Origin of the sequence: Burkholderia sp. Nafp2/4-1b, assembly GCF_003635165.1 — a bacterium.
In the GTDB taxonomy this organism is placed as follows: domain Bacteria; phylum Pseudomonadota; class Gammaproteobacteria; order Burkholderiales; family Burkholderiaceae; genus Burkholderia.
The window spans coordinates 108674-127313 of the sequence record NZ_ML058610.1; the positions used below are offsets into that span (position 1 = coordinate 108674).

At 68.6% G+C, this 18640-nt stretch carries 18 protein-coding genes; 8 read left to right on the plus strand and 10 right to left on the minus strand.

Translation table 11 applies throughout. From position 1 onward, the window contains the following. Positions 1-29: 29 nt before the first annotated feature. Both rpmF and C7H84_RS20540 read right to left on the minus strand, forming a co-directional pair. On the minus strand, positions 30-209 hold the full coding sequence (rpmF, locus tag C7H84_RS20535; protein ID WP_006051932.1) for a 50S ribosomal protein L32: 180 nt from the start codon (positions 207-209) through the stop codon (positions 30-32). 98 nt (positions 210-307) lie between these two features. Further along, complete coding sequence (locus tag C7H84_RS20540) at positions 308-943, minus strand: DUF177 domain-containing protein (RefSeq protein ID WP_121860511.1); 636 nt, start codon at positions 941-943, stop codon at positions 308-310. Between the two features lie 257 nt (positions 944-1200). Here C7H84_RS20540 and C7H84_RS20545 point away from each other — a divergent pair, with 257 nt between their 5' ends. Together C7H84_RS20545 and C7H84_RS20550 are read left to right on the plus strand one after the other, a co-directional pair. Then, on the plus strand, positions 1201-1830 hold the full coding sequence (locus C7H84_RS20545) for a Maf-like protein (RefSeq protein WP_121860512.1): 630 nt from the start codon (positions 1201-1203) through the stop codon (positions 1828-1830). Then, on the plus strand, positions 1827-2549 hold the full coding sequence (locus C7H84_RS20550) for an SAM-dependent methyltransferase (protein ID WP_121860513.1): 723 nt from the start codon (positions 1827-1829) through the stop codon (positions 2547-2549). The genes C7H84_RS20545 and C7H84_RS20550 overlap by 4 nt, the downstream gene beginning before the upstream one ends. A 69-nt stretch (positions 2550-2618) precedes the next feature. On the opposite strand, the gene C7H84_RS20555 is transcribed toward C7H84_RS20550, so the two are convergent. Genes C7H84_RS20555 through C7H84_RS20570 form a run of 4 tightly spaced genes read right to left on the minus strand, consistent with a single transcriptional unit; the run spans position 2619 to position 5709 of the window. Continuing rightward, positions 2619-3611: a S49 family peptidase gene (locus tag C7H84_RS20555; protein ID WP_121860514.1), complete on the minus strand. Its 993-nt coding sequence runs from the start codon at positions 3609-3611 to the stop codon at positions 2619-2621. A 24-nt stretch (positions 3612-3635) separates the two neighbouring features. Then, a complete protein-coding gene (locus tag C7H84_RS20560) occupies positions 3636-4043 on the minus strand; it encodes a Rieske 2Fe-2S domain-containing protein (RefSeq protein ID WP_121860515.1) in 408 nt (135 codons plus the stop codon). Further along, positions 4040-4699, minus strand: coding sequence for an HAD-IA family hydrolase (locus tag C7H84_RS20565; protein WP_121860516.1), 660 nt, complete (start codon positions 4697-4699; stop codon positions 4040-4042). Before C7H84_RS20565 ends, C7H84_RS20560 begins: the two co-directional genes overlap by 4 nt. Before the next feature lie 5 nt (positions 4700-4704). Next, positions 4705-5709, minus strand: a complete 1005-nt coding sequence (locus tag C7H84_RS20570) for an RluA family pseudouridine synthase (RefSeq protein ID WP_121860517.1) — start codon at positions 5707-5709, stop codon at positions 4705-4707. A gap of 725 nt (positions 5710-6434) precedes the next feature. On the opposite strand from C7H84_RS20570, the gene C7H84_RS20580 reads away from it, so the two are divergent. The 6 genes from C7H84_RS20580 (at position 6435) to C7H84_RS20605 (ending at position 13783) form a co-directional block, all read left to right on the plus strand. Continuing rightward, on the plus strand, positions 6435-9668 hold the full coding sequence (locus tag C7H84_RS20580; protein ID WP_121860518.1) for an Rne/Rng family ribonuclease: 3234 nt from the start codon (positions 6435-6437) through the stop codon (positions 9666-9668). 130 nt (positions 9669-9798) lie between these two features. Further along, entirely contained in the window at positions 9799-10911 is a 1113-nt protein-coding gene (gene moaA, locus C7H84_RS20585; RefSeq protein ID WP_121860519.1) for a GTP 3',8-cyclase MoaA, read from the plus strand. Between the two features lie 28 nt (positions 10912-10939). Further along, a complete protein-coding gene (gene mobA, locus C7H84_RS20590) occupies positions 10940-11581 on the plus strand; it encodes a molybdenum cofactor guanylyltransferase MobA (protein WP_121860520.1) in 642 nt (213 codons plus the stop codon). Between the two features lie 105 nt (positions 11582-11686). Then, positions 11687-12988, plus strand: coding sequence for a gephyrin-like molybdotransferase Glp (gene glp / locus C7H84_RS20595; protein ID WP_121860521.1), 1302 nt, complete (start codon positions 11687-11689; stop codon positions 12986-12988). Between the two features lie 37 nt (positions 12989-13025). Next, the gene (locus tag C7H84_RS20600) at positions 13026-13301 is read left to right on the plus strand and encodes a hypothetical protein (protein ID WP_121860522.1); all 276 of its coding nucleotides are present in this window, start codon (positions 13026-13028) and stop codon (positions 13299-13301) included. Next, complete coding sequence (locus tag C7H84_RS20605; RefSeq protein ID WP_121860523.1) at positions 13298-13783, plus strand: GNAT family N-acetyltransferase; 486 nt, start codon at positions 13298-13300, stop codon at positions 13781-13783. The genes C7H84_RS20600 and C7H84_RS20605 overlap by 4 nt, the downstream gene beginning before the upstream one ends. 104 nt (positions 13784-13887) lie before the next feature. Here the strand turns inward: C7H84_RS20605 and rmuC are convergent, their stop codons facing one another. The 4 genes from rmuC to C7H84_RS20625 all read right to left on the minus strand — a co-directional run bounded on the left by rmuC (position 13888) and on the right by C7H84_RS20625 (position 18595). Continuing rightward, positions 13888-15375 carry a DNA recombination protein RmuC gene (gene rmuC, locus C7H84_RS20610; protein ID WP_121860524.1) on the minus strand — a complete coding sequence of 496 codons (1488 nt, stop codon included), beginning with the start codon at positions 15373-15375 and terminating at the stop codon, positions 13888-13890. Next, a complete protein-coding gene (locus tag C7H84_RS20615) occupies positions 15372-16361 on the minus strand; it encodes a D-glycerate dehydrogenase (RefSeq protein WP_121860707.1) in 990 nt (329 codons plus the stop codon). The genes rmuC and C7H84_RS20615 overlap by 4 nt, the downstream gene beginning before the upstream one ends. Positions 16362-16442: 81 nt before the next feature. Continuing rightward, positions 16443-17873, minus strand: coding sequence for a sodium:proton antiporter (locus C7H84_RS20620; protein WP_121860525.1), 1431 nt, complete (start codon positions 17871-17873; stop codon positions 16443-16445). Positions 17874-17932: 59 nt separating this feature from the next. After that, a complete protein-coding gene (locus C7H84_RS20625; protein WP_121860526.1) occupies positions 17933-18595 on the minus strand; it encodes a lactate utilization protein C in 663 nt (220 codons plus the stop codon). Positions 18596-18640: the final 45 nt, after the last annotated feature.

Below are 18640 nucleotides of genomic sequence, written 5' to 3' on the forward strand. Positions count from 1 at the left end.
AGCGTAGCGCGCAACGCGTGACTTGACGCTTAGTCGTTCTTCGTCTTGACGACTTTCTTGCCGCGATAGTAGCCGTTCGGGCTGACGTGGTGACGCAGGTGCACTTCACCCGTGCTCGGCTCGACTGCCAGCGGCGCTGCCGTCAGGAAATCGTGCGAACGATGCATGCCGCGCTTCGACGGCGACTTCTTGTTTTGCTGGACTGCCATGACTAACTCCTAAATAATTTTCCGGATTCTAACACAGCCCGATCCGGCGCTTAACTACCCTGGCCCAAAGCCCTTACGCCTTCCCGCGCCACAACTGCTTAGTGTTTCTTGTTGCCGTCCCCGTCCTTCTTCAGCGCTTCCAGCGCTGCGAACGGATTCGGCCGTTTGCCTTCGTCCTCGTCTTCGGCGGACTCGTCGTCCGCGTCTTCCGAAGGACCGCTCGCACCCGACACGAGGCTTTCGTGAACTGCCGGGCAAACCTCGTGCCTGGGCACGAGCGGCAACGAAAGCAGCAATTCCTCTTCGATCAAGTCGACGAGATCGAACTGGCGTGAACCCACGATCACATCGGCTTCATCGTCGTCGAGCGGAAATTCTTCAGCTTCGTCTTCGGTCGCAACGACCCGGTACGTCATGTCGACGTCGAACGTCTGGTCGTACGGGGTCACGCAGCGCTGGCACGTGAGCCATGCATGGCCGTGCACCGCGAGCCGCAGATACGGCTGCTGCCCATCGGCGCCGTCGTCCTGCAACTCCTTCTGGGTGAACCCTTCCGCCTGCCACGTGAAGACCGTGTCGCGATCGGGCGCGTCCGCCGGCACTTCGTTCAACATGCGCGGCAGTTGCGCCAGGCGCACCGCGCCGGCTGCCTGCCGCCCGCTGCGGGCGAATTCGAACAGATCGACTGCGTGCGGATCAAGCGATGCCGCCGGCTTGCCAGAAGAAGTGTTCATGTTGCGCTCCTGCCTACAGGCTGACTTGCGGGATCCGGCTTGTCGGGCGCCGCTCATCTGGCGCTGCCCACGCACGTGATCTACGCCACGTCCGATTGACGTACTTTACTTCCGAAGACCCGGCAGGCGCCACCACAGCGAAAGCCTGCCGACGAAAAGCGGGAAAGCATACCTGTTTTACCTTTTGCGGTCAATCACTTATGCTTGCGCCCTCGCAACACCGCTTCACACCCGACGACTCACCGACCCAACCGACCATGCCGGATACCGTTTGCCGCCAGCCGCGGCTGATTCTCGCCTCCAGTTCCCGCTACCGCCGCACTCTCCTCGAGCGCCTCGGCCTGCGGTTCGACGTCGTGTCGCCCGACCTCGACGAAACCCCGCTCGCGGGCGAAACGCCGGCCGCTACCGCACTGCGCCTCGCCGGCGCGAAGGCCCGCGCGGTCGCCGCGACGATCGATGCGCCGGACGGCGTGCTCGTGATCGGGTCGGACCAGGTCGCGACGTTCGACGGCCTCCAGATCGGCAAGCCGGGCACTCACGAACGCGCGCTCGCGCAACTCCTGTCGATGCAGGGCCGCGACGTCGAGTTCCACAGCGCGCTCAGCCTGTATGACAGCCGCACCGGCGAAACGCAGAGCGAGGATGTCGTCACGCACGTGCGCTTCCGCTCGCTGCCCGAAACCGAACTCGATGCGTACCTGCGCGCGGAAACGCCGTACGACGTCGCCGGCAGCGCGAAATCCGAAGGGCTCGGTATCGCGCTGCTCGACGCGATCGATTCCAACGACCCGACGGCGCTCGTCGGCCTGCCGCTGATCGCGCTCACGCGGATGCTGCGCGCCGTCGGTTATCCGCTGTTCGCACCCCAAGGAGACCGCACATGACCGCCGGCACGCTCTATCTCGTCCCGAACACGCTCGGCGACGGCGACGCATCGATGCTCGCCGCCGTGCTCCCCGCAGCCGTGCAGGCGCGCGCCGGCACGCTCGGCTATTACATCGGCGAAAACGCGAAAACGACCCGCGCGTTCCTGAAGAAGATCGGCACGACGCGGCCGATCCAGGAAATCGAAATCCGCGAGCTGAACGTCAACACGCCGGCCGGCGAGATCGACCGGCTGCTCGCACCGGTGCTTTCGGGCGCGGACGCCGGGCTCGTATCCGAAGCCGGCTGCCCGGCCGTTGCCGACCCAGGCGCGCTGCTGGTGCGCCGTGCGCACGAGCGCGGCGTGAAGGTCGTGCCGCTCGTCGGGCCGAGTTCGATCCTGCTCGCGCTGATGGCGTCGGGCCTGAACGGCCAGAGCTTTGCGTTCAACGGCTATCTGCCGGTCGATGCGGCCGCGCGCGCGAAACGCCTGCGCGAACTCGAGCAGGTGTCGCGCAAGGGCCGCCAGACGCAGATCTTCATCGAGACGCCGTACCGCAACCAGGCGATGCTGGACACGCTCGTCGCGACCTGCGCGCCGTCGACGCAGATCTGCGTCGCGGCCGACCTTACCCTCGAAACCGAGACGATCGCGAGCCGCTCGGCGGCCGACTGGAAAAAGGCGCCCGCGCCCAATCTGCAGAAGCGCCCCGCCATCTTCCTGCTGCTCGCGAACTGACGGTACGCCCGCGCGGCAACTTCGCGGCACGGGGCGCCCGGCCCCGTTCACCGCCGCGCCGGCCGTCGCTCAGCGCAGGCTGAACGATGCGCCGCCCGCGGCGAGCGCCTTCATCGCCGCACCGCCGACCGCCGCGCCGAACTTGCGCGCGACGCGGTTCGTCAGGCTTTCCTTCACCGTATAGTCGACCTGATCCGGCGCCTTCAGCACGTCGCGCGCGACCGTGTCGGTCGTGCCGTAGCCGTCGGCCAGCCCGAGCTCGACGCTCTTCTCACCCGTCCAGAACAGACCCGAGAACATGTCGGGCGTTTCATGCAGCCGCTTGCCGCGGCCCTCCTTCACGGCCTTGATGAACTGCGCATGGACCTGGTCGAGCAGTTCCTGCGCATGGGCGTCCATCTTCGGCGTCTCGGGCGAGAACGGATCGTAGAAGCCCTTGTTTTCACCCGACGTGTGCAGGCGGCGGTCGACGCCGAGCTTGCCCATCAGGCCGGTGAAGCCGAAACCGTCCATCAGCACGCCGATCGAGCCGATGATGCTCGCCTTGTCGACGAAGATCTTGTCGGCGGCGGACGCGATGTAATAGCCGCCCGACGCGCACATGTCGGTCACGACCACGTACAGCGGCTTGTCCGGATACTTCGTGCGCAGCCGGCGGATCTCGTCGTACACCATCCCGGCCTGCACGGGGCTGCCGCCCGGGCTGTTGATCCGCAGCACGACGCCGACCGTGCCGCTGTCGTCGAACGCGGCATCGAGCGCGGTGTTGATGTCGTCGGCGTTCGCGTTGGTGCCGGCCGCGATCTCGCCGTCGATCGTCACGAGCGCCGTGTGGCGGCCGCTCGCCGAAAACTTCGAGTCGCTCGAGAAATCGATCAGCGCGAACGCGAACAGCACGAACACGCCGAGGAACGCGAAGCGGAAGAAGATCTTCCAGCGCCGCGCCGCGCGCTGTTCCTTGACGGCCGCGAGCGCGATCCGCTCGAGCGCCGCGCGCTCCCAGTTCGGTTCGCGGCTGTCGGGACGGGACGAGGAATCAGGGGTATTCGGTTGGTCGGCCATGCGGTGGTGTCGTCAGTCGGGTCGTCAGTCGGTCGTGGCGGGAGGAGTTGGCGCGGCAGGACGCAGGTCGGCATCGGGCACCCAGAATACCGCACGCCCGTCCGGCGTGTCGCGCTCGTCGACCTCGACCGGCCGCAGGCGACCGCCGCGGCACGGGCCGCCGACGCACTTGCCGGTATCCGGCGCGTAGATCGCGCCGTGCGTCGCGCACATCAGGTACAGGCCCGACGACTCGAAGAACTGCCCTTCGGCCCAGTCGAGCTCCATCGGCACGTGCGCGCAGCGGTTCAGGTAGCCGTATGCACGGCCGTCGTAGCGCACGAAGAACACGACGGCCTCTTCGCCGCGCAGCGTCGCGTCGACGCGCACGCCGGCGCCGCTGTCGACGAGCGCGTCCGACGCGCACACGCGTACGGCGTCCGCCGCGCTCATGCGTGCTCCCGCAGCCATGCGCCCAGCGCGACGACGTCCGGCGCGACGAAGCGCGGCGTCAGCGCGGCCAGCGCATCGGCCGTGTGCGCGCCGTACGCGACGCCGACGCCCGCCGCCCCCGCGCTCGCGGCCATCTGCAGGTCGTGCGTGGTGTCGCCGATCATCACGGTGCGCGCGAGATCCTGCCCCAGTTCACGGGACAGCTCGTGCAGCATCGCCGGGTGCGGCTTGGAGAACGTCTCGTCCGCGCAGCGCGTCGCGTCGAACAGGCTCGTCAGCTTCGACTGGTCGAGCACGCGGTTCAGCCCCACCCGGCCCTTGCCGGTCGCGACGGCGAGCAGGTAGCCCGTGTCGCGCAATTCCGTGAGCAGTTCGCGCACGCCGGCGAACAGCTCGATGCGCTGGTCGTCGAGCAGATAGTGAAAGCGATAACGTTCCGCCAGCCGCGAATAGTCGGACGGATCGAGGGTCGGAGCGGTAATTTGCAGCGCATCGCGCAGGCCGAGGCCGATCACGTAGCGGGACGCCTCGTCGGACGGCGTGGGTAGGCCGAGATCGCGGCAAGCGGCCTGGATGCTGTGCGCGATGTGCGCAGTCGAATCCATCAGCGTGCCGTCCCAGTCGAAGACGATCAGGTCAAATTGCTGTCGAGCCATGCGAGTCAGGCGGTATCGCGCAAAGCGCGGAGTTGATCGAGGAAGCGCTGGCACTCGTCCGGCAGCGGCGCGTCGAACTGCAGCGCCTCGCCGGTCAGCGGGTGCGCGAGCTTCAGCCGGTGCGCATGCAGGAACATCCGTTTCAGCGACGGCTGCGCGTTCGCGCGCGCCAGCGCCTTGTTCAGCGCGAAATCGCCATACTTGGCGTCGCCGGCGATCGGCAGACCGAGATGCGCGAGGTGCACACGGATCTGATGGGTGCGGCCCGTCTTGAGTTCCGCCTCGACGAGCGCGTAATCGGGCCAGCGCTCGAGCAGGTTGAACACGGTGTGCGACGCCAGGCCGTCGTCCTGCACCCGCACGCGCCGCTCGCCTTCCGGGGTCAAATACTTGAACAGCGGCGCCTTCACTGCGCGCCGGCGGCCCCAGTCGGGCTGCCATTCGCCGTGTCCGCACGCGAAATAGCGCTTGTCCATCCGGTTTTCGCGGATCTGCTCGTGCAGGCCGACGAGCGCCGAGCGCTTTTTCGCGAGCATCAGGATCCCGGACGTCTCGCGGTCGAGCCGGTGCACGAGTTCGAGGAATTTCGCATGCGGGCGCGCCTGGCGCATCTGCTCGATCACGCCGAACGCGACGCCGCTCCCGCCGTGCACCGCGACGCCGGCCGGCTTGTTGATGACGAGCATCGCGTCGTCTTCGAACAGCACGTCGAACTGCGCGGGCGGCACGATCGGCGTGTCGGCGCGGGCAAGGTCGGCCGCCGCCACGCGCACGGGCGGCACGCGGACGATGTCACCGAACGCGAGGCGGTACTGCGCGTCGACCCGACCCTTGTTGACGCGCACTTCGCCACTGCGCAGGATCCGGTAGATATGGCTCTTGGGCACGCCTTTACAGACGCGCAACAGGAAGTTGTCGATCCGCTGACCGGCCGAGTTTTCGTCGATCTGGATCATCGATACCTGGCCGCTTGCGACTGAATTCTGGGATATTTTGCCTAACTCATTCATACTGAATATAATTTTGCCCAGCCTGACGTTGAAGGGTGGCCTGACAGGCCGGCCCCGACGGAATCGGGCAAGGCGCAAGCGCAAACTGCTATTTTACTTGCGCCGGGGGTCTGCTGCTCGCCCCTAATCAAAGAGATGCAGCAAGTTGCACGCACGGCGCCGCCGTCGGCAAGGATCGCGCCCACAGGCGGATTCGGTCGATCAGGCGCCGCGGTAACGGAAAGTTGGTTGAAAAGAATTTGATCGGCAGCCCGACGGCGCGAAGTGCGTCCGCAGGCTGCCGGTTGCGAAAATTACGGCGTTGCGCCCGATTTGGCCCCGCGAAGCGTGCGGGGCTTGGCGACGTCAAACCAGGGAAGTACACCCCAGGCGGGAAAGTCGGGCTGGATTCGATACTCCCCGCTGCGGCCCAAGCCGCAGCATCTGCCGCCCGGTCGGCGCGCGCGACCCATTGCGCGCGCTCCGTGGCAGTGCCCCGGTCTCAGGCTTAGCGCGCTTTCGCAGCGTGCGGTGTGTGGACGCCGTGCTTTGAAGCCGTGTTCGCAGGTGCCCTATGGCCGCCGGCCCCGTCTTTCGGGCCCAAGCGCCTCTTCAGGCAATTCTCCCCGCCATCCTTCCCGCTCCAGCGTGCTTGTGACAACACAACAAGGCGCGGCCTGCCGTCGTTCCCGCCCTCGCGACTGACAACCGCGAGGCGCCGGCAGCAGAGCCGCCTGGAGTCGTTCATGAAACGCATGCTGTTCAATGCGACGCAGCAGGAGGAGCTGCGCGTCGCCATCGTCGATGGGCAAAAGCTCATCGACATCGACATCGAGACAGCCGGGCGCGAACAGCGCAAAGGCAATATCTACAAGGGTGTCATCACGCGCATCGAGCCGTCGCTCGAAGCGTGCTTCGTCAACTACGGCGAAGACCGCCACGGCTTCCTGCCGTTCAAGGAAGTCGCGCGCCAGTACTTCAAGGAAGGCATCGACATGCGCTCCGCGCGCATTCAGGATGCCCTGCGCGAAGGCCAGGAGCTGATCGTCCAGGTGGAGAAGGAAGAGCGTGGCAACAAGGGCGCTGCCCTCACGACCTTCATCTCGCTGGCCGGCCGCTACCTTGTTCTGATGCCGAACAACCCGCGTGGCGGCGGCGTGTCGCGCCGGATCGAAGGCGACGAGCGCCAGGAACTGCGCGAAACCATGGCGCAGCTGCAGATTCCGGACGGCATGAGCATGATCGCCCGTACCGCGGGCATCGGCCGCAGCGCCGAGGAACTGCAGTGGGACCTGAACTACCTGCTGCAGCTGTGGCGCGCGATCGAAGCGGCGTCGCAAAGCGGCAATGCCGGCCAGCCGATGCTGATCTATCTGGAATCGAGCCTCGTGATCCGCGCGATCCGGGACTATTTCCAGCCCGATATCGGCGAAATCCTGATCGATACGAACGAAATCCATGATCAGGCCCGTGCGTTCATGGACATCGTGATGCCGGACAACGTCGCGAAGGTGAAGCGCTACCACGACGACGTGCCGCTCTTCTCCCGCTTTCAGATCGAGCACCAGATCGAGACCGCGTACTCGCGCACGGTACCGCTGCCGTCGGGCGGCGCGATCGTGATCGACCACACCGAAGCGCTCGTCGCGATCGACGTGAACTCGGCGCGCGCGACCAAGGGCGCGGACATCGAGGAAACGGCGACCCGCACGAACCTCGAAGCGGCCGACGAAGTGGCCCGCCAGCTGCGCCTGCGCGACCTCGGCGGCCTGATCGTGATCGACTTCATCGACATGGAGTCGGCCAAGAGCCAACGCGAAGTCGAGCAACGCCTGAAGGATGCGCTCAAGCACGACCGTGCGCGCGTGCAGATGGGCAAGATCTCCCGCTTCGGCCTGATGGAGCTGTCGCGCCAGCGCCTGCGTCCGGCCCTGTCGGAAGGCAGCCACGTGACGTGCCCGCGCTGTAACGGCACCGGCCACATCCGCGATACCGAATCGTCCGCGCTGCAGGTCCTGCGGATCATTCAGGAAGAAGCGATGAAGGAAAACACCGCGGCGATCCACTGCCAGGTGCCGGTCGAGGTGACCGCCTTCCTGCTCAACGAAAAGCGTCAGGAAATCAACAAGATCGAGTCGCGCTTCAAGGTCGGCATCGTGCTGATCCCGAACAAGCACCTCGATACGCCGCACTACAAGCTCGAGCGCCTGCGCCACGACGACGCGCGCCTCGACGATCCGCGTGCGTCGTGGAAGATGGCCGAGGAAGCCGCCCGCGAACTGGAGTCGGAAACCGGCTACAGCAAGCGCGCAGCCGACGTGAAGCCGAAGCAGGAAGCAGCGGTCAAGGGCATCACGCCCGAGAGCCCGGCACCGCAGCGCGCGGTCGAGGCAGCGCCCGCGCCGGCTCCGGCCCCCGCGCCGGTCGCAGCGGCGAGCGGCGGCTTCGTCGGCTGGCTGAAGGGCCTGTTCGGCATGTCGCCGGCTCCGGCGCCCGCGCCGGTTGCACCGGCACCGGCCAAGGAACAGGCTGCGCGTCCGGCCCGCGAGCGGACCGAGAAGACCGAGCAACGTGGCGGCGATCGCAACCGCAACCGTCGTGGCGGCGCCCAGCAGGCTCAGGGCGGTCGCGACCAGGTAGCGGCAGGCCGCGGCCAGTCGCCGCGCCAGGAACGCGAAGGCAAGGAAGTACGCGAGCCGCGTGAACCGCGTGAGGGTCGCGAACCGCGCGAAGGCCGCGAGCCGCGCGAAGGCCGTGAAGGTCGTGAGGGCCGCGAAGGTCGCGAGGGCCGTGGCCCGCGCGAAGGTCGCGAACCGCGCGAAGCCCGCGAGCCGCGTGAAAGCCGTGAGCCGCGCGAACCGCGCGAGAACCGTGAACCGCGAGAGCGCACCGAGCAGCCGGAAGCCGTCGAGGCAGCCGGCCGCGGCGAGCGTCAGGAGCGCGGCGAACGTCGCGAACGCGGCGAGCGCCGCAAGCCGACGCAACACGCGGCTACGCTCGAGACCGTCACCCGTGGCGAGAACCATCCGGAAGCGGAAGCCGACCAGGCCGCCGCAGTCGCCCTGCCGGGCGCCGATGTCGCTGTCGACGCGGAAGCCGGCGCACGTGACGGCGAGGAACGTCGCCGTCGCCGCCGCGGCCGCCGCGGTGGTCGTCGCGAGCGCGAGGACGAAGGCGCAGTCGGCGAGCACGCCGAGCAAGGCGAGCAAGCCGAGAACGGCGAAGCCGCCGTGCAGGCCGTGACGGCGGAAGCCCCGCGCGCGATCGAACCGGCCCATACGGCCGCGCCGGTCGTGGCGGCAGCGGTCGCAGCAGCAGGCGCAGTCGTCGCCGAAACGGCAGTCGAGCAGCGTGCCGAAGCGGTCGCACCGGCCGCAGTCGAGCCGCAAGCGGCACCGGTTCGCGTCGAAGCGACGCCGGTCGCGCCGATCGAGCCCGCTCCGGTCGCTTCAGTCGCTCCGGTGGCTCCGGTCGCTCCGGCGGCCGAATCGGCACCGGTCGCTCCGGCCGCCGCGTCGGAAGCCGCGGAAGCCGGTCCGGCCCCGGTCGCGGTGTCGCCGACCGATGCGTTCGAAGTGCCGGCCGCGCCGGCAGCCGCCGAAGCGCCGCAACCGGCGCCCGTCGAGCAAGCTGCACCGGCCCCGGTCGTCGCAGCGCAAGCCGCGCCGGCAGCCGCCGAACCGGCTCACGTTGAACCGGGTCACGTTGAACCGGCTCCGGTCGAAGCCGCTCCGGTCGAAGCCGCTCCGGCTCCGGCGCCGGCACCGGTTCAACCGGCTGCTGCGCCCGCTTCGGCGAACCTCGACGTCGTGCTGGAACAGGCTGGCCTCGTGTGGGTGAACACGGACGCCGACAAGTTCCGCGCTGCCCAGGAAGCCGCGTCGCGCCTGCCGCGTCCGGCCCGCGTGCCGCGCGAACGCAAGGCGCTGCCGCCGGCCGACGCGACCCCGATGCAGCAGGTCGAAACGTCGCACCGTTAAGCGGCGCGTCGCCCGACAGGAAAAGCCCGCCTCCGGCGGGCTTTTTCATGTCCGCGCTGCGGGTTTCCGCCCACCGGCCCGGCCAGCCGCTTGCGGCTAAAATAGAGGCTTGGCCCGCACATCTTTCAACATGTCCCGACGCATCATTCCTCTCGCCGACGTCAGCGGGATGCCGGATATCTCCGGCGCCGCGCATATGCCTGACGGCGCCCTGGCCGACACGTTCGCCCGGCCGCTGCGCGACCTGCGCATCTCGGTGACGGACCGCTGCAACTTCCGCTGCGTGTACTGCATGCCGCGGGACGTGTTCGACAAGAACTACCCGTTCCTGCCGCACAGCGCGCTGCTCACGCACGAGGAGATCGAGCGCGTGGCGCGCCTCTTCGTCGCACACGGCGTCGAAAAGATCCGGATCACCGGTGGCGAGCCGCTGCTGCGCAAGAACCTCGAATTCCTGATCGAGCGCCTCGCGCACCTGACGACCCATGACGGCCGCCCGCTCGACCTGACGCTCACCACCAACGGCTCGCTGCTCGCGCGCAAGGCGCGCGCGCTGAAGGACGCCGGCCTCACGCGCGTGACGGTCAGCCTCGACGCGCTCGACGACACGCTCTTCAAGCGCATGAACGACGCCGATTTCGCGAGCGCCGACGTGCTCGACGGCATCTTCGCCGCACAGGCCGCGGGCCTCGCGCCCGTCAAGGTCAACATGGTCGTGAAGCGCGGCACCAATGACAGCGAGATCCTGCCGATGGCCGAGCGCTTCCGCGGCACCGGCGTGATCCTGCGCTTCATCGAATACATGGACGTCGGCACGTCGAACGGCTGGAACATGACCGAAGTGCTGCCGTCCGCGGACGTCGTCGCGCGGATCGCCGAGCACTTCCCGCTCGTGCCGCTCGAGCCGCACACGGCGGCCGAAACCGCGCAGCGCTGGGGCTATGCGGACGGCAGCGGCGAGATCGGCGTGATCTCGAGCGTCACGCAGGCCTTCTGCGGCGACTGCACGCGCGCCCGGCTGTCGACCGAAGGCAAGCTGTACCTGTGCTTATTTGCGTCGACGGGCCATGACTTGCGCGCGCTGGTGCGCGGCGGCGCCAGCGACGCCGAGATCGCGACCGCGATCGCCCGGATCTGGCAGGCCCGCACCGACCGCTATTCGCAGCTGCGCGGCAGCGCGGCCGGCGACGTCGCGCCCGACGGCGCCGGCAAGCGCGTCGAAATGTCGTACATCGGCGGCTGACGCGCGCCGCCCGCCCCGCCTTCCCGCGATGACCGCTTCCCCTTCGCCTCCGCCTTCCCCTTCGCCGTCCATTACCATTACCGGCCTGCTGCTCGCGGGCGGCCGAGCGACGCGCATGGACGGCGCCGACAAGGGCCTGCAGCTGCTCGACGGCACGCCGCTCGCGCTGCACGTGCTGCGCCGGCTGTCGCCGCAGGTCGACGAGATGCTGATCAGCGCGAATCGCAACGCCGATCGCTACGTGGAGCTCGGTGCACCGTTCGACGCGCGCGTCGTCGCCGACGAAACCACCGATTTCCCCGGCCCGCTCGCGGGCCTGCTCGCCGGCATGCGGGCCGCGCGCGCACCGCTCGTCGCATGTTCGCCGTGCGATACGCCGTATTTGCCGGCCGACCTCGTTGCGCGGTTGCACGCGGCGCTCGACGCGCGGCACGCGGACATCGCGATGGCGGTGACCGTCGACACGCAACACGCGCGTTCGCCGCAGCCGACCTTCGCGCTGCTGCGCGCGTCGCTCGCCGACGATCTGGCCGCCGCGCTCGCGGCCGGCGAGCGCAAGGTGCGTGCGTGGTACGCACGCCACAAGACGGTCGAAGTCGAGTTTCGCGACGAGCGTGCGTTTTACAATGCCAACTCCTGGCAGGAACTCGCCGCGCTTGCCCGCCGCTGACGGCACCGGCCTCCGTTTCCGCCCGCCGCATGCGCCTGCGCGCTCAGGCGCCCTCCGCGCGCCACCGGCCACGAACCCGATACGCCTTGCGGCGCAGTCCGACTGATGATCACGCAATCCTCGCCCGCTTCCCGACCCGCACCCGATTCCGCGGCCCCGCTGTCGCTCGCCGACGCGCAGGCGCTCGCATGCCGGTTCGCGGTGCCGGTCGACGCGTGCGACACGGTGACGCTGCGTGACGCGCTCGACCGCGTGCTCGCGGCCGACGTGAATGCGCCGTTCGACATTCCCGCGTACGACAACTCGGCGATGGACGGCTATGCGTTCGACGGCGCCGCGATCGCGCCCGCTTCGACCGCCGCTGCCGATATCGCGCTGACGGTCGCCGGCACCGCGTTCGCCGGCCATCCGTTCGACGGTGCCGTCGCGCCCGGCGCGTGCATCCGCATCATGACCGGCGCACCGATGCCGGCCGGGTGCGACACTGTCATTCCGCAGGAACGCGTGCGCGTCGACGGCGACCTCGTGCGCTTCGCCGCGCATGATGCCGCGCGCGGCGCCAACTGCCGCCGCGCCGGTGAGGATCTCGCGCGCGGCGCGTGCGCGCTCGCAGCGGGCCGCATCCTGCGTCCGTCCGATCTCGGGCTGCTCGCGTCGTTCGGGCTGCGCGAAGTCACGGTGCGCCGCCGCGTGCGCGTCGCCGTGTTCTCGACCGGCGACGAGCTGCGCGAACCCGGCGACCCGCTCGGCCGCGGCACGCTGTACGACAGCAACCGCGGGATGCTGGTCGCGATGCTCGAACGGCTGCATATCGACGCGCTCGATCTCGGCATCGTCCGCGACGATCCGGCTGCGCTCGAACGCGCGCTGCGCGATGCGGTTGCAGCCGACGCCGACGCGGTGATCACGTCGGGCGGCGTGTCGGTCGGCGAAGCCGATTTCACGCGCGACGTGATGGCACGGCTCGGCGACGTGACCTTCGCGAGCCTCGCGCTGCGCCCAGGTCGGCCGCTCGCATGCGGCACGCTCGCACCTGCGCGCAATGGCGACGGTCACGTGCTGTTCTTCGGGCTGCCCGGCAATCCGGTCGCGTCCGCCGTGACGTTCTACGCGATCGTGCGCCCCGCGCTGCTGACGCTGGCCGGCGCGCACGCGCCGCCGCCGGCGATGTACGCGGCACGCAGCACGCAGGCACTGAAGAAGCGCCCGGGCCGCACCGAATACCTGCGCGCGATCGCGACGCGCGCCGCCGACGGCCAGTGGGACGTCGCGCCGGCCGGTTCGCAGAGTTCCGCATCGTTGAGCGGCCTCGCGGCCGCCAACTGTTTCATCGTCCTGGGCCACGATACCGCGGCAGTCGACGCGGGCGCCCCGGTCGACATCCTGCCGCTCGACGGCCTGATCTGAATTCCAATCGGTATATTTCCACGGGGGCAATCCACACATGAAGAAGCAAATCTCGTCGATCGCCGCGGGGCAGACCGCGAAAGCGCTGATCCTCGTCTATCTGACGTTCAGCGTGCCGATCGTGCTGCTCGGCATCCTCGTCGCGTACATCCGCTACGGGCTGGTCGAACTGAGCACGATCCTGAGCGCGCTGCTGCTGAACGCGATCCTCGGTTTCGTGCTGCTGTGGATCGCCTGCCACGCGTACAACTGGGTCGCGTCGCGCTTCGGCGGTATCGAGATCGTGCTGTCCGATCCGCCGGAGGAAGCGTGAGCGGCACGCCGCTGATCCGCTCGGCCGACGCGCGCGACGTCGGCGCGATCCTCGCGCTGATGCGCGAGCTGGCCGAGTTCGAGAAGCTCACCGATCTGTTCGTCGCAACCGAAGCCGATCTGGCCGACGCGCTGTTCGGCGAGCGCCCCGCTGCCGAAGCGCTGGTGGCCGAGCGCGACGGCGCGATCGTCGCGTATGCGCTGTTCTTCCATAACTACTCGACGTTCCTCGGCCGCCGTGGCCTGTATCTCGAGGATCTGTACGTGCAGCCGTCGCAGCGCGGCACGGGCCTCGGCACCGCGATGCTGCAGCACCTCGCGGCCCTCGCCGTCGAGCGCCGCTGCGGCCGCTTCGAATGGTCGGTGCTCGACTGGAACCAGCCGGCGATCGACTTCTACGAAAAGATGGGCGCGACGGTGCTGCCGGAATGGCGCATCGTGCGCGTCACCGGCGACGCGCTGGACACGCTCGCCGCACGCTGAACGCTGGGCGCGGGCCGGCCGCACCGGCCGCACTGCAAAAGAAAACGGGCGCCGCGGCGCCCGTTTCTCGTTCCAGCCGGTTGCGGCTGCATCTCACGCATGCGTCATGCGTCGTCCGCATCGGCACCATCGGCGCCGTCCGCGGCTTCCGCGCCGAGCAGCCCGGCCGCCGTGTCGCCCGGCAACGCCTCGACCTGTTTCAGCTTGCGGTTCATCACGCGGGTGCGCTGCTCGGCCGCCTCGATCGAACGCGTGACCGTTTCGAGCTGCGCCTTCGTGCGCGCGAGCACGTCGCCGAACTTGCCGAACTCGGTCTTCACCGCGCCAAGCACCTGCCACACCTCGCTCGAACGCTGCTCGATCGCGAGCGTACGGAAGCCCATCTGCAGGCTGTTCAGCAACGCGGTCAGCGTGGTCGGCCCTGCCACCGTCACGCGGTAATCGCGCTGCAGCAGGTCGGTCAGCCCCGGGCGGCGCAGGATCTCCGCGTAGAGCCCCTCGGTCGGCAGGAACAGCAGCGCGAAATCGGTCGTATGCGGCGGTGCGACGTACTTCTCGGCGATCGTGCGCGCCTCCATCCGCACGCGCGCCTCGAGCGCACGAGCCGCTTCCTCGACCGCCACCGCATCGGCGCGCTCCTGCGCATCGATCAGCCGCTCGTAGTCCTCGCGCGGAAACTTCGCGTCGATCGGCAGCCATACCGGCGACGCGTCGCGCGAGCCCGCTTCCCGCCCCGGCAACCGGATCGCGAATTCGACACGCTCGCTGCTCTTCGGCACCGTCGCGACGTTCTTCGCATACTGGTCGGGCGTGAGCATCTGTTCGAGCAACGCCTCGAGCTGCACCTCGCCCCAGGTGCCGCGCGTCTTCACGTTGGTCAGCACCTTCTTCAGGTCGCCGACGCCGGCCGCGAGCGTCTGCATCTCGCCGAGTCCGCGGTGCACCTGCTCGAGCCGGTCCGACACGAGCTTGAACGATTCGCCGAGCCGCTGTTCGAGCGTCGCGTGCAGCTTCTCGTCGACGGTGCGGCGCATTTCCTCGAGCTTCGCCGCGTTGTTCGTCTCGATTTCCTTCAGCCGCTGCTCGAGCGTCGCGCGCACTTCGCCGATCCGGCGATCGTTGGCCTCGGTCAGTTGCGTGAGCTGCCGGTTCAGCGTGTCGCCGAACAGCCGCAGCGCGACCGTCTGCTCTTCGCGCGCCTGCTGCGCCTGACGCTGCACGCTCTCGCGCATCGCGTCGAACTGTTGCGCGTTGCCGGCGACGAGCTTGCCGAGCTGCTGCGCGAAACCGTCGATCTGGTTGTTCTGCACGGTTGCGATGCTCGTCAGCTGCGTCGCGAGCGTCTGCTGGAGCTGCGAGAAATTGCCGGCCAGCTCGGTGCGCGAGCCGCGCGCATTCTCGACGATCTCGCCGCGCAGCTCGCGTTCGAGCCGCTCGACCGCGAGCGCCTGCGCGTGCGCGGCGTCTTCGATCTGGTCGCCGAGCACGGCCACGTCGTCGTGGCGGCCGCCGCCGCGCATGATCGCAACGACCGCCACCGCAAGCGCGACGGCCAGCACGACGACTGCCGCCAGCAACAACATCGTCGTCATGCGCGCGGCTTCCCGATCACGTCAGGGTTGATCGGATTCGGCGGCTGACCCGCGCGCGGCCCTTCGCCCAGCGCGGCAATCAGGTTGTCGGCAGCGAGATTGGCCATCGCGCGGCGCGTCTTCTCGGTCGCGCTCGCGATGTGCGGCGTCAGCACGACGTTCGGCACCTCGAGCAGCGCCGGATGGACGCTCGGCTCGCCTTCGTACACGTCGAGGCCCGCCGCGGCGATCGTCCCGTCGCGCAGCGCGGCGGCCAGCGCCGCGTCGTCGACGATGCCGCCGCGCGCGATGTTGGTCAGCGTCGCGGTCGGCTTCATCTTCCTGAGCTCGGCCGCGCCGATCGTGTGATGGTTCTCCTTCGTGTACGGCAGCACCAGCACGACGTGATCGGCGCGCGCCAGCAGCGCGTCCTTCGACACGTATTCGGCGTTCAGCTCGGCCTCGATCTCCGGCGCGACCCGCGACCGGTTGTGGTAGATCACCTGCATCCCGAAACCGCGCGCGCGGCGTGCGAGTGCCTGGCCGATGCGCCCCATGCCGATCACGCCGAGCGTCGAGCCGTAAATGTCGCTCCCGAGGAAACCGTCGTACGCCCACTTCTGCCAGTGTCCGGCGCGCAGCCAGTGTTCGGATTCGGCGAGCCGGCGCGCGGCCGCCATCATCAGCGCCCAGCCGAAATCGGCGGTCGACTCGTTCAGCACGTCGGGCGTGTTGGTGCCGAGCACGTTCGCCGCATTGAACGCGGCCATGTCGAAGTTGTTGTAGCCCACCGCCATGTTCGACACGACGCGCAGGCGCGGCGCGGCCGCGAGCGTGGCCGCGCCGACCGGGTCGCCGGCCGTCAGCGCACCGTCCTTGTCGGCGAGACGTGCGGCGAGCGCATCGGGCGCGAGCGCGTCGCCGTTGTTCCAGTCGACTTCGAAATACTGTTCGAGCCGTTCGATCACGTCCGGAAAAATCGGCCGTGCGACCAGGATCTTCTGCATCGCCATCTCCGCATGCCGCGGCCGGAACGCGGCGCTGCGTGCGCCGCCGGAACCGTCCGCGCTTGGTTGAAAATCGTCAGCCTATGCCGGGAAGAAAATCCACGACGTCAGCAGGAATACGGGTACCAATATCACGAGCGCCCAGCCGAGATACGCGAAGAAGCTCGGCATCTTCACGCCGCGGGATTCCGCGATCGCCTTGACCATGAAGTTCGGCGCATTGCCGATATAGCTGTTCGCGCCCATGAACACGGCACCCGCCGAAATCGCGGCGAGCGTGGTCGCGCCGGTCGTCATCAGCGCTTGCGCATCGCCGCCCGCGAGGTTGAAGAACACGAGGTAGGTCGGCGCGTTGTCGAGGAACGACGACAGCAGGCCGGTCGCCCAGAAGTACATCAGGTCGATCGGCTTGCCGTCGGGCCCCGTGACGAGATGGACGATCTGCGCGAACGCGCCGTCGGCCCCGGCGCGCAGGATCACGATCACCGGCGCGATCGTCACGAAGATCCCCGCGAACAGCTTCGCGACCTCCTCGATCGGCGCCCAGTTGAACGCGTTGCCCTCGCGCGCCGAACGCGGCGTCAACGCGAGCGACGCGAGCGCGACCACGACGAGCGCGACGTCGCGCACCAGGTTCTGCAGCGCGACGTGCGTGCCCCATACGTCGAACGCGATGCCCGGCTTCCAGATACCGCTCATCAGCACGAGGCCGATCACCGCGGCGAGCAGCACGAAGTTGATCTTGCCGTCGATCGACAGCGCGGCGCCGTCGGGCGTCGGGTCGAGCGCGGCCGGCCTCTCCTCGCCGCCCTTCCGGTAGAAGTACGTGTCGAGCACGAAGAACAGCGCCAGCAGCACCGCGCAGATGAACAGCATCGGCAGCGCGAGATGCGCGGTCGTCCAGAAGAAGCTCACGCCGTTCAGGAACCCGAGGAACAGCGGCGGATCGCCGAGCGGCGACAGCGAGCCGCCCGCGTTCGCGACCAGGAAGATGAAAAAGATCACGACGTGCACGACATGCTTGCGGTTGTCGTTCGCGCGCAGCAGCGGCCGGATCAGCAGCATCGCGGCGCCCGTCGTGCCCATCACGCTCGCGAGCAGCGTGCCGAGCGCGAGGATCGCCGTGTTCAGCTTCGGCGTGCCGTGCAGGTTGCCGTTCACGCAGATGCCGCCGGCGACCGTGTAGAGCGCGGTCAGCAGCACGATGAACGGGATGTACTCCTCGAGCAGCGCATGCACCAGCGTGCCGAACGCCGTGCCCGCGCCGAAGGCGACCGCGAACGGAACCAGGAACACGATCGCCCACGCCGCGGCGATCTTGCCGAAATGGTGATGCCAGAACACCGGCGCGACGAGCGGGAACACCGCGATGGACAGCAGGATCCCGGCGAACGGGATACCCCAGAGTGCGGACAGCGTGGCACCGTCGAGCGTGGCGGCCGATGCGAACGCGGGAACGGCGCCAAGCGCGGCTCCCGACGCCATGCCCGCCCAGGCGGCATGTCGTTTCATGCAGAACTTCCTTGTGCGAGTGAAGAGTGATTCGAGGAGGAATGAAGCCGGTGCAAGCGTCATGCGCCGCGCACGACGATCGCGTGAACGCGGTACGGGCCGTGGGCGCCCAGCACGATGGTCTGCTCGATATCGCCGGTGCGCGACGGGCCCGACACGAAATTGACCGCGCGCGGCAATTCGCCGCGCTCCGCGCGAATCAGCGCGAACGCCTCTTCATGGCCCGCGACGATGCGCGACGCCGGCACGATCGCGATGTGCGTTTCCGGCAGCAGCCCCGCCGATGCATAGGTGTCGGGACCGGACAGCAGCACGAGCGAGCCCGTCTCGGCGGTCGCGCAGAAGCAGCCGGTCAGGCCGACGAGATCGCCGTCGCGCGGCTTGCGGCATTCGACCGACAGGCCCGCGCCGGCCCAGTCGAGCTCGGCGAGCGTGCGCCATGCGACGGCCTGCATCGGCAGGCCGTGAGCGGAAAGATAACGTGCAGCGGCAGCGGGCGCGTCGGCCAGTGTCGCGACTTCGTCGACCGTCGTCGACAGGCGCGCCGCTTCATCGACGAATGCGGCGACGAGGTCGGCCGGCATCGGCGGGCGCGGCCCTTCGGGATGACGGGCGAGATAGTCGGCGACGCCGTCGCGCTCCGCCGCATCGGGTTCGGGCGCGCGTCCTTGCGCCGCGCGAATGCGTGCGAGGATCTGGCGACGGGCAGCGGAAGTGTCCATGAACGGTCCTCGTGACGTTGGCGTGCGATACCGTCGGATTATACC

Bases quoted from the DNA above. Each gene is read 5' to 3' on its own strand.
- rpmF (WP_006051932.1), bottom strand. From the start codon at position 209: ATGGCAGTCCAGCAAAACAAGAAGTCGCCGTCGAAGCGCGGCATGCAT.
- rmuC (WP_121860524.1), bottom strand. From the start codon at position 15,375: ATGACGACGATGTTGTTGCTGGCGGCAGTCGTCGTGCTGGCCGTCGCG.
- C7H84_RS20615 (WP_121860707.1), bottom strand. From the start codon at position 16,361: ATGCAGAAGATCCTGGTCGCACGGCCGATTTTTCCGGACGTGATCGAA.
- C7H84_RS20540 (WP_121860511.1), bottom strand. From the start codon at position 943: ATGAACACTTCTTCTGGCAAGCCGGCGGCATCGCTTGATCCGCACGCA.
- C7H84_RS20560 (WP_121860515.1), bottom strand. From the start codon at position 4,043: ATGAGCGCGGCGGACGCCGTACGCGTGTGCGCGTCGGACGCGCTCGTC.
- C7H84_RS20545 (WP_121860512.1), top strand. From the start codon at position 1,201: ATGCCGGATACCGTTTGCCGCCAGCCGCGGCTGATTCTCGCCTCCAGT.
- C7H84_RS20565 (WP_121860516.1), bottom strand. From the start codon at position 4,699: ATGGCTCGACAGCAATTTGACCTGATCGTCTTCGACTGGGACGGCACG.
- C7H84_RS20555 (WP_121860514.1), bottom strand. From the start codon at position 3,611: ATGGCCGACCAACCGAATACCCCTGATTCCTCGTCCCGTCCCGACAGC.
- C7H84_RS20550 (WP_121860513.1), top strand. From the start codon at position 1,827: ATGACCGCCGGCACGCTCTATCTCGTCCCGAACACGCTCGGCGACGGC.
- C7H84_RS20570 (WP_121860517.1), bottom strand. From the start codon at position 5,709: ATGAATGAGTTAGGCAAAATATCCCAGAATTCAGTCGCAAGCGGCCAG.
- C7H84_RS20625 (WP_121860526.1), bottom strand. From the start codon at position 18,595: ATGGACACTTCCGCTGCCCGTCGCCAGATCCTCGCACGCATTCGCGCG.
- moaA (WP_121860519.1), top strand. From the start codon at position 9,799: ATGTCCCGACGCATCATTCCTCTCGCCGACGTCAGCGGGATGCCGGAT.
- C7H84_RS20620 (WP_121860525.1), bottom strand. From the start codon at position 17,873: ATGAAACGACATGCCGCCTGGGCGGGCATGGCGTCGGGAGCCGCGCTT.
- C7H84_RS20580 (WP_121860518.1), top strand. From the start codon at position 6,435: ATGAAACGCATGCTGTTCAATGCGACGCAGCAGGAGGAGCTGCGCGTC.
- C7H84_RS20600 (WP_121860522.1), top strand. From the start codon at position 13,026: ATGAAGAAGCAAATCTCGTCGATCGCCGCGGGGCAGACCGCGAAAGCG.
- mobA (WP_121860520.1), top strand. From the start codon at position 10,940: ATGACCGCTTCCCCTTCGCCTCCGCCTTCCCCTTCGCCGTCCATTACC.
- glp (WP_121860521.1), top strand. From the start codon at position 11,687: ATGATCACGCAATCCTCGCCCGCTTCCCGACCCGCACCCGATTCCGCG.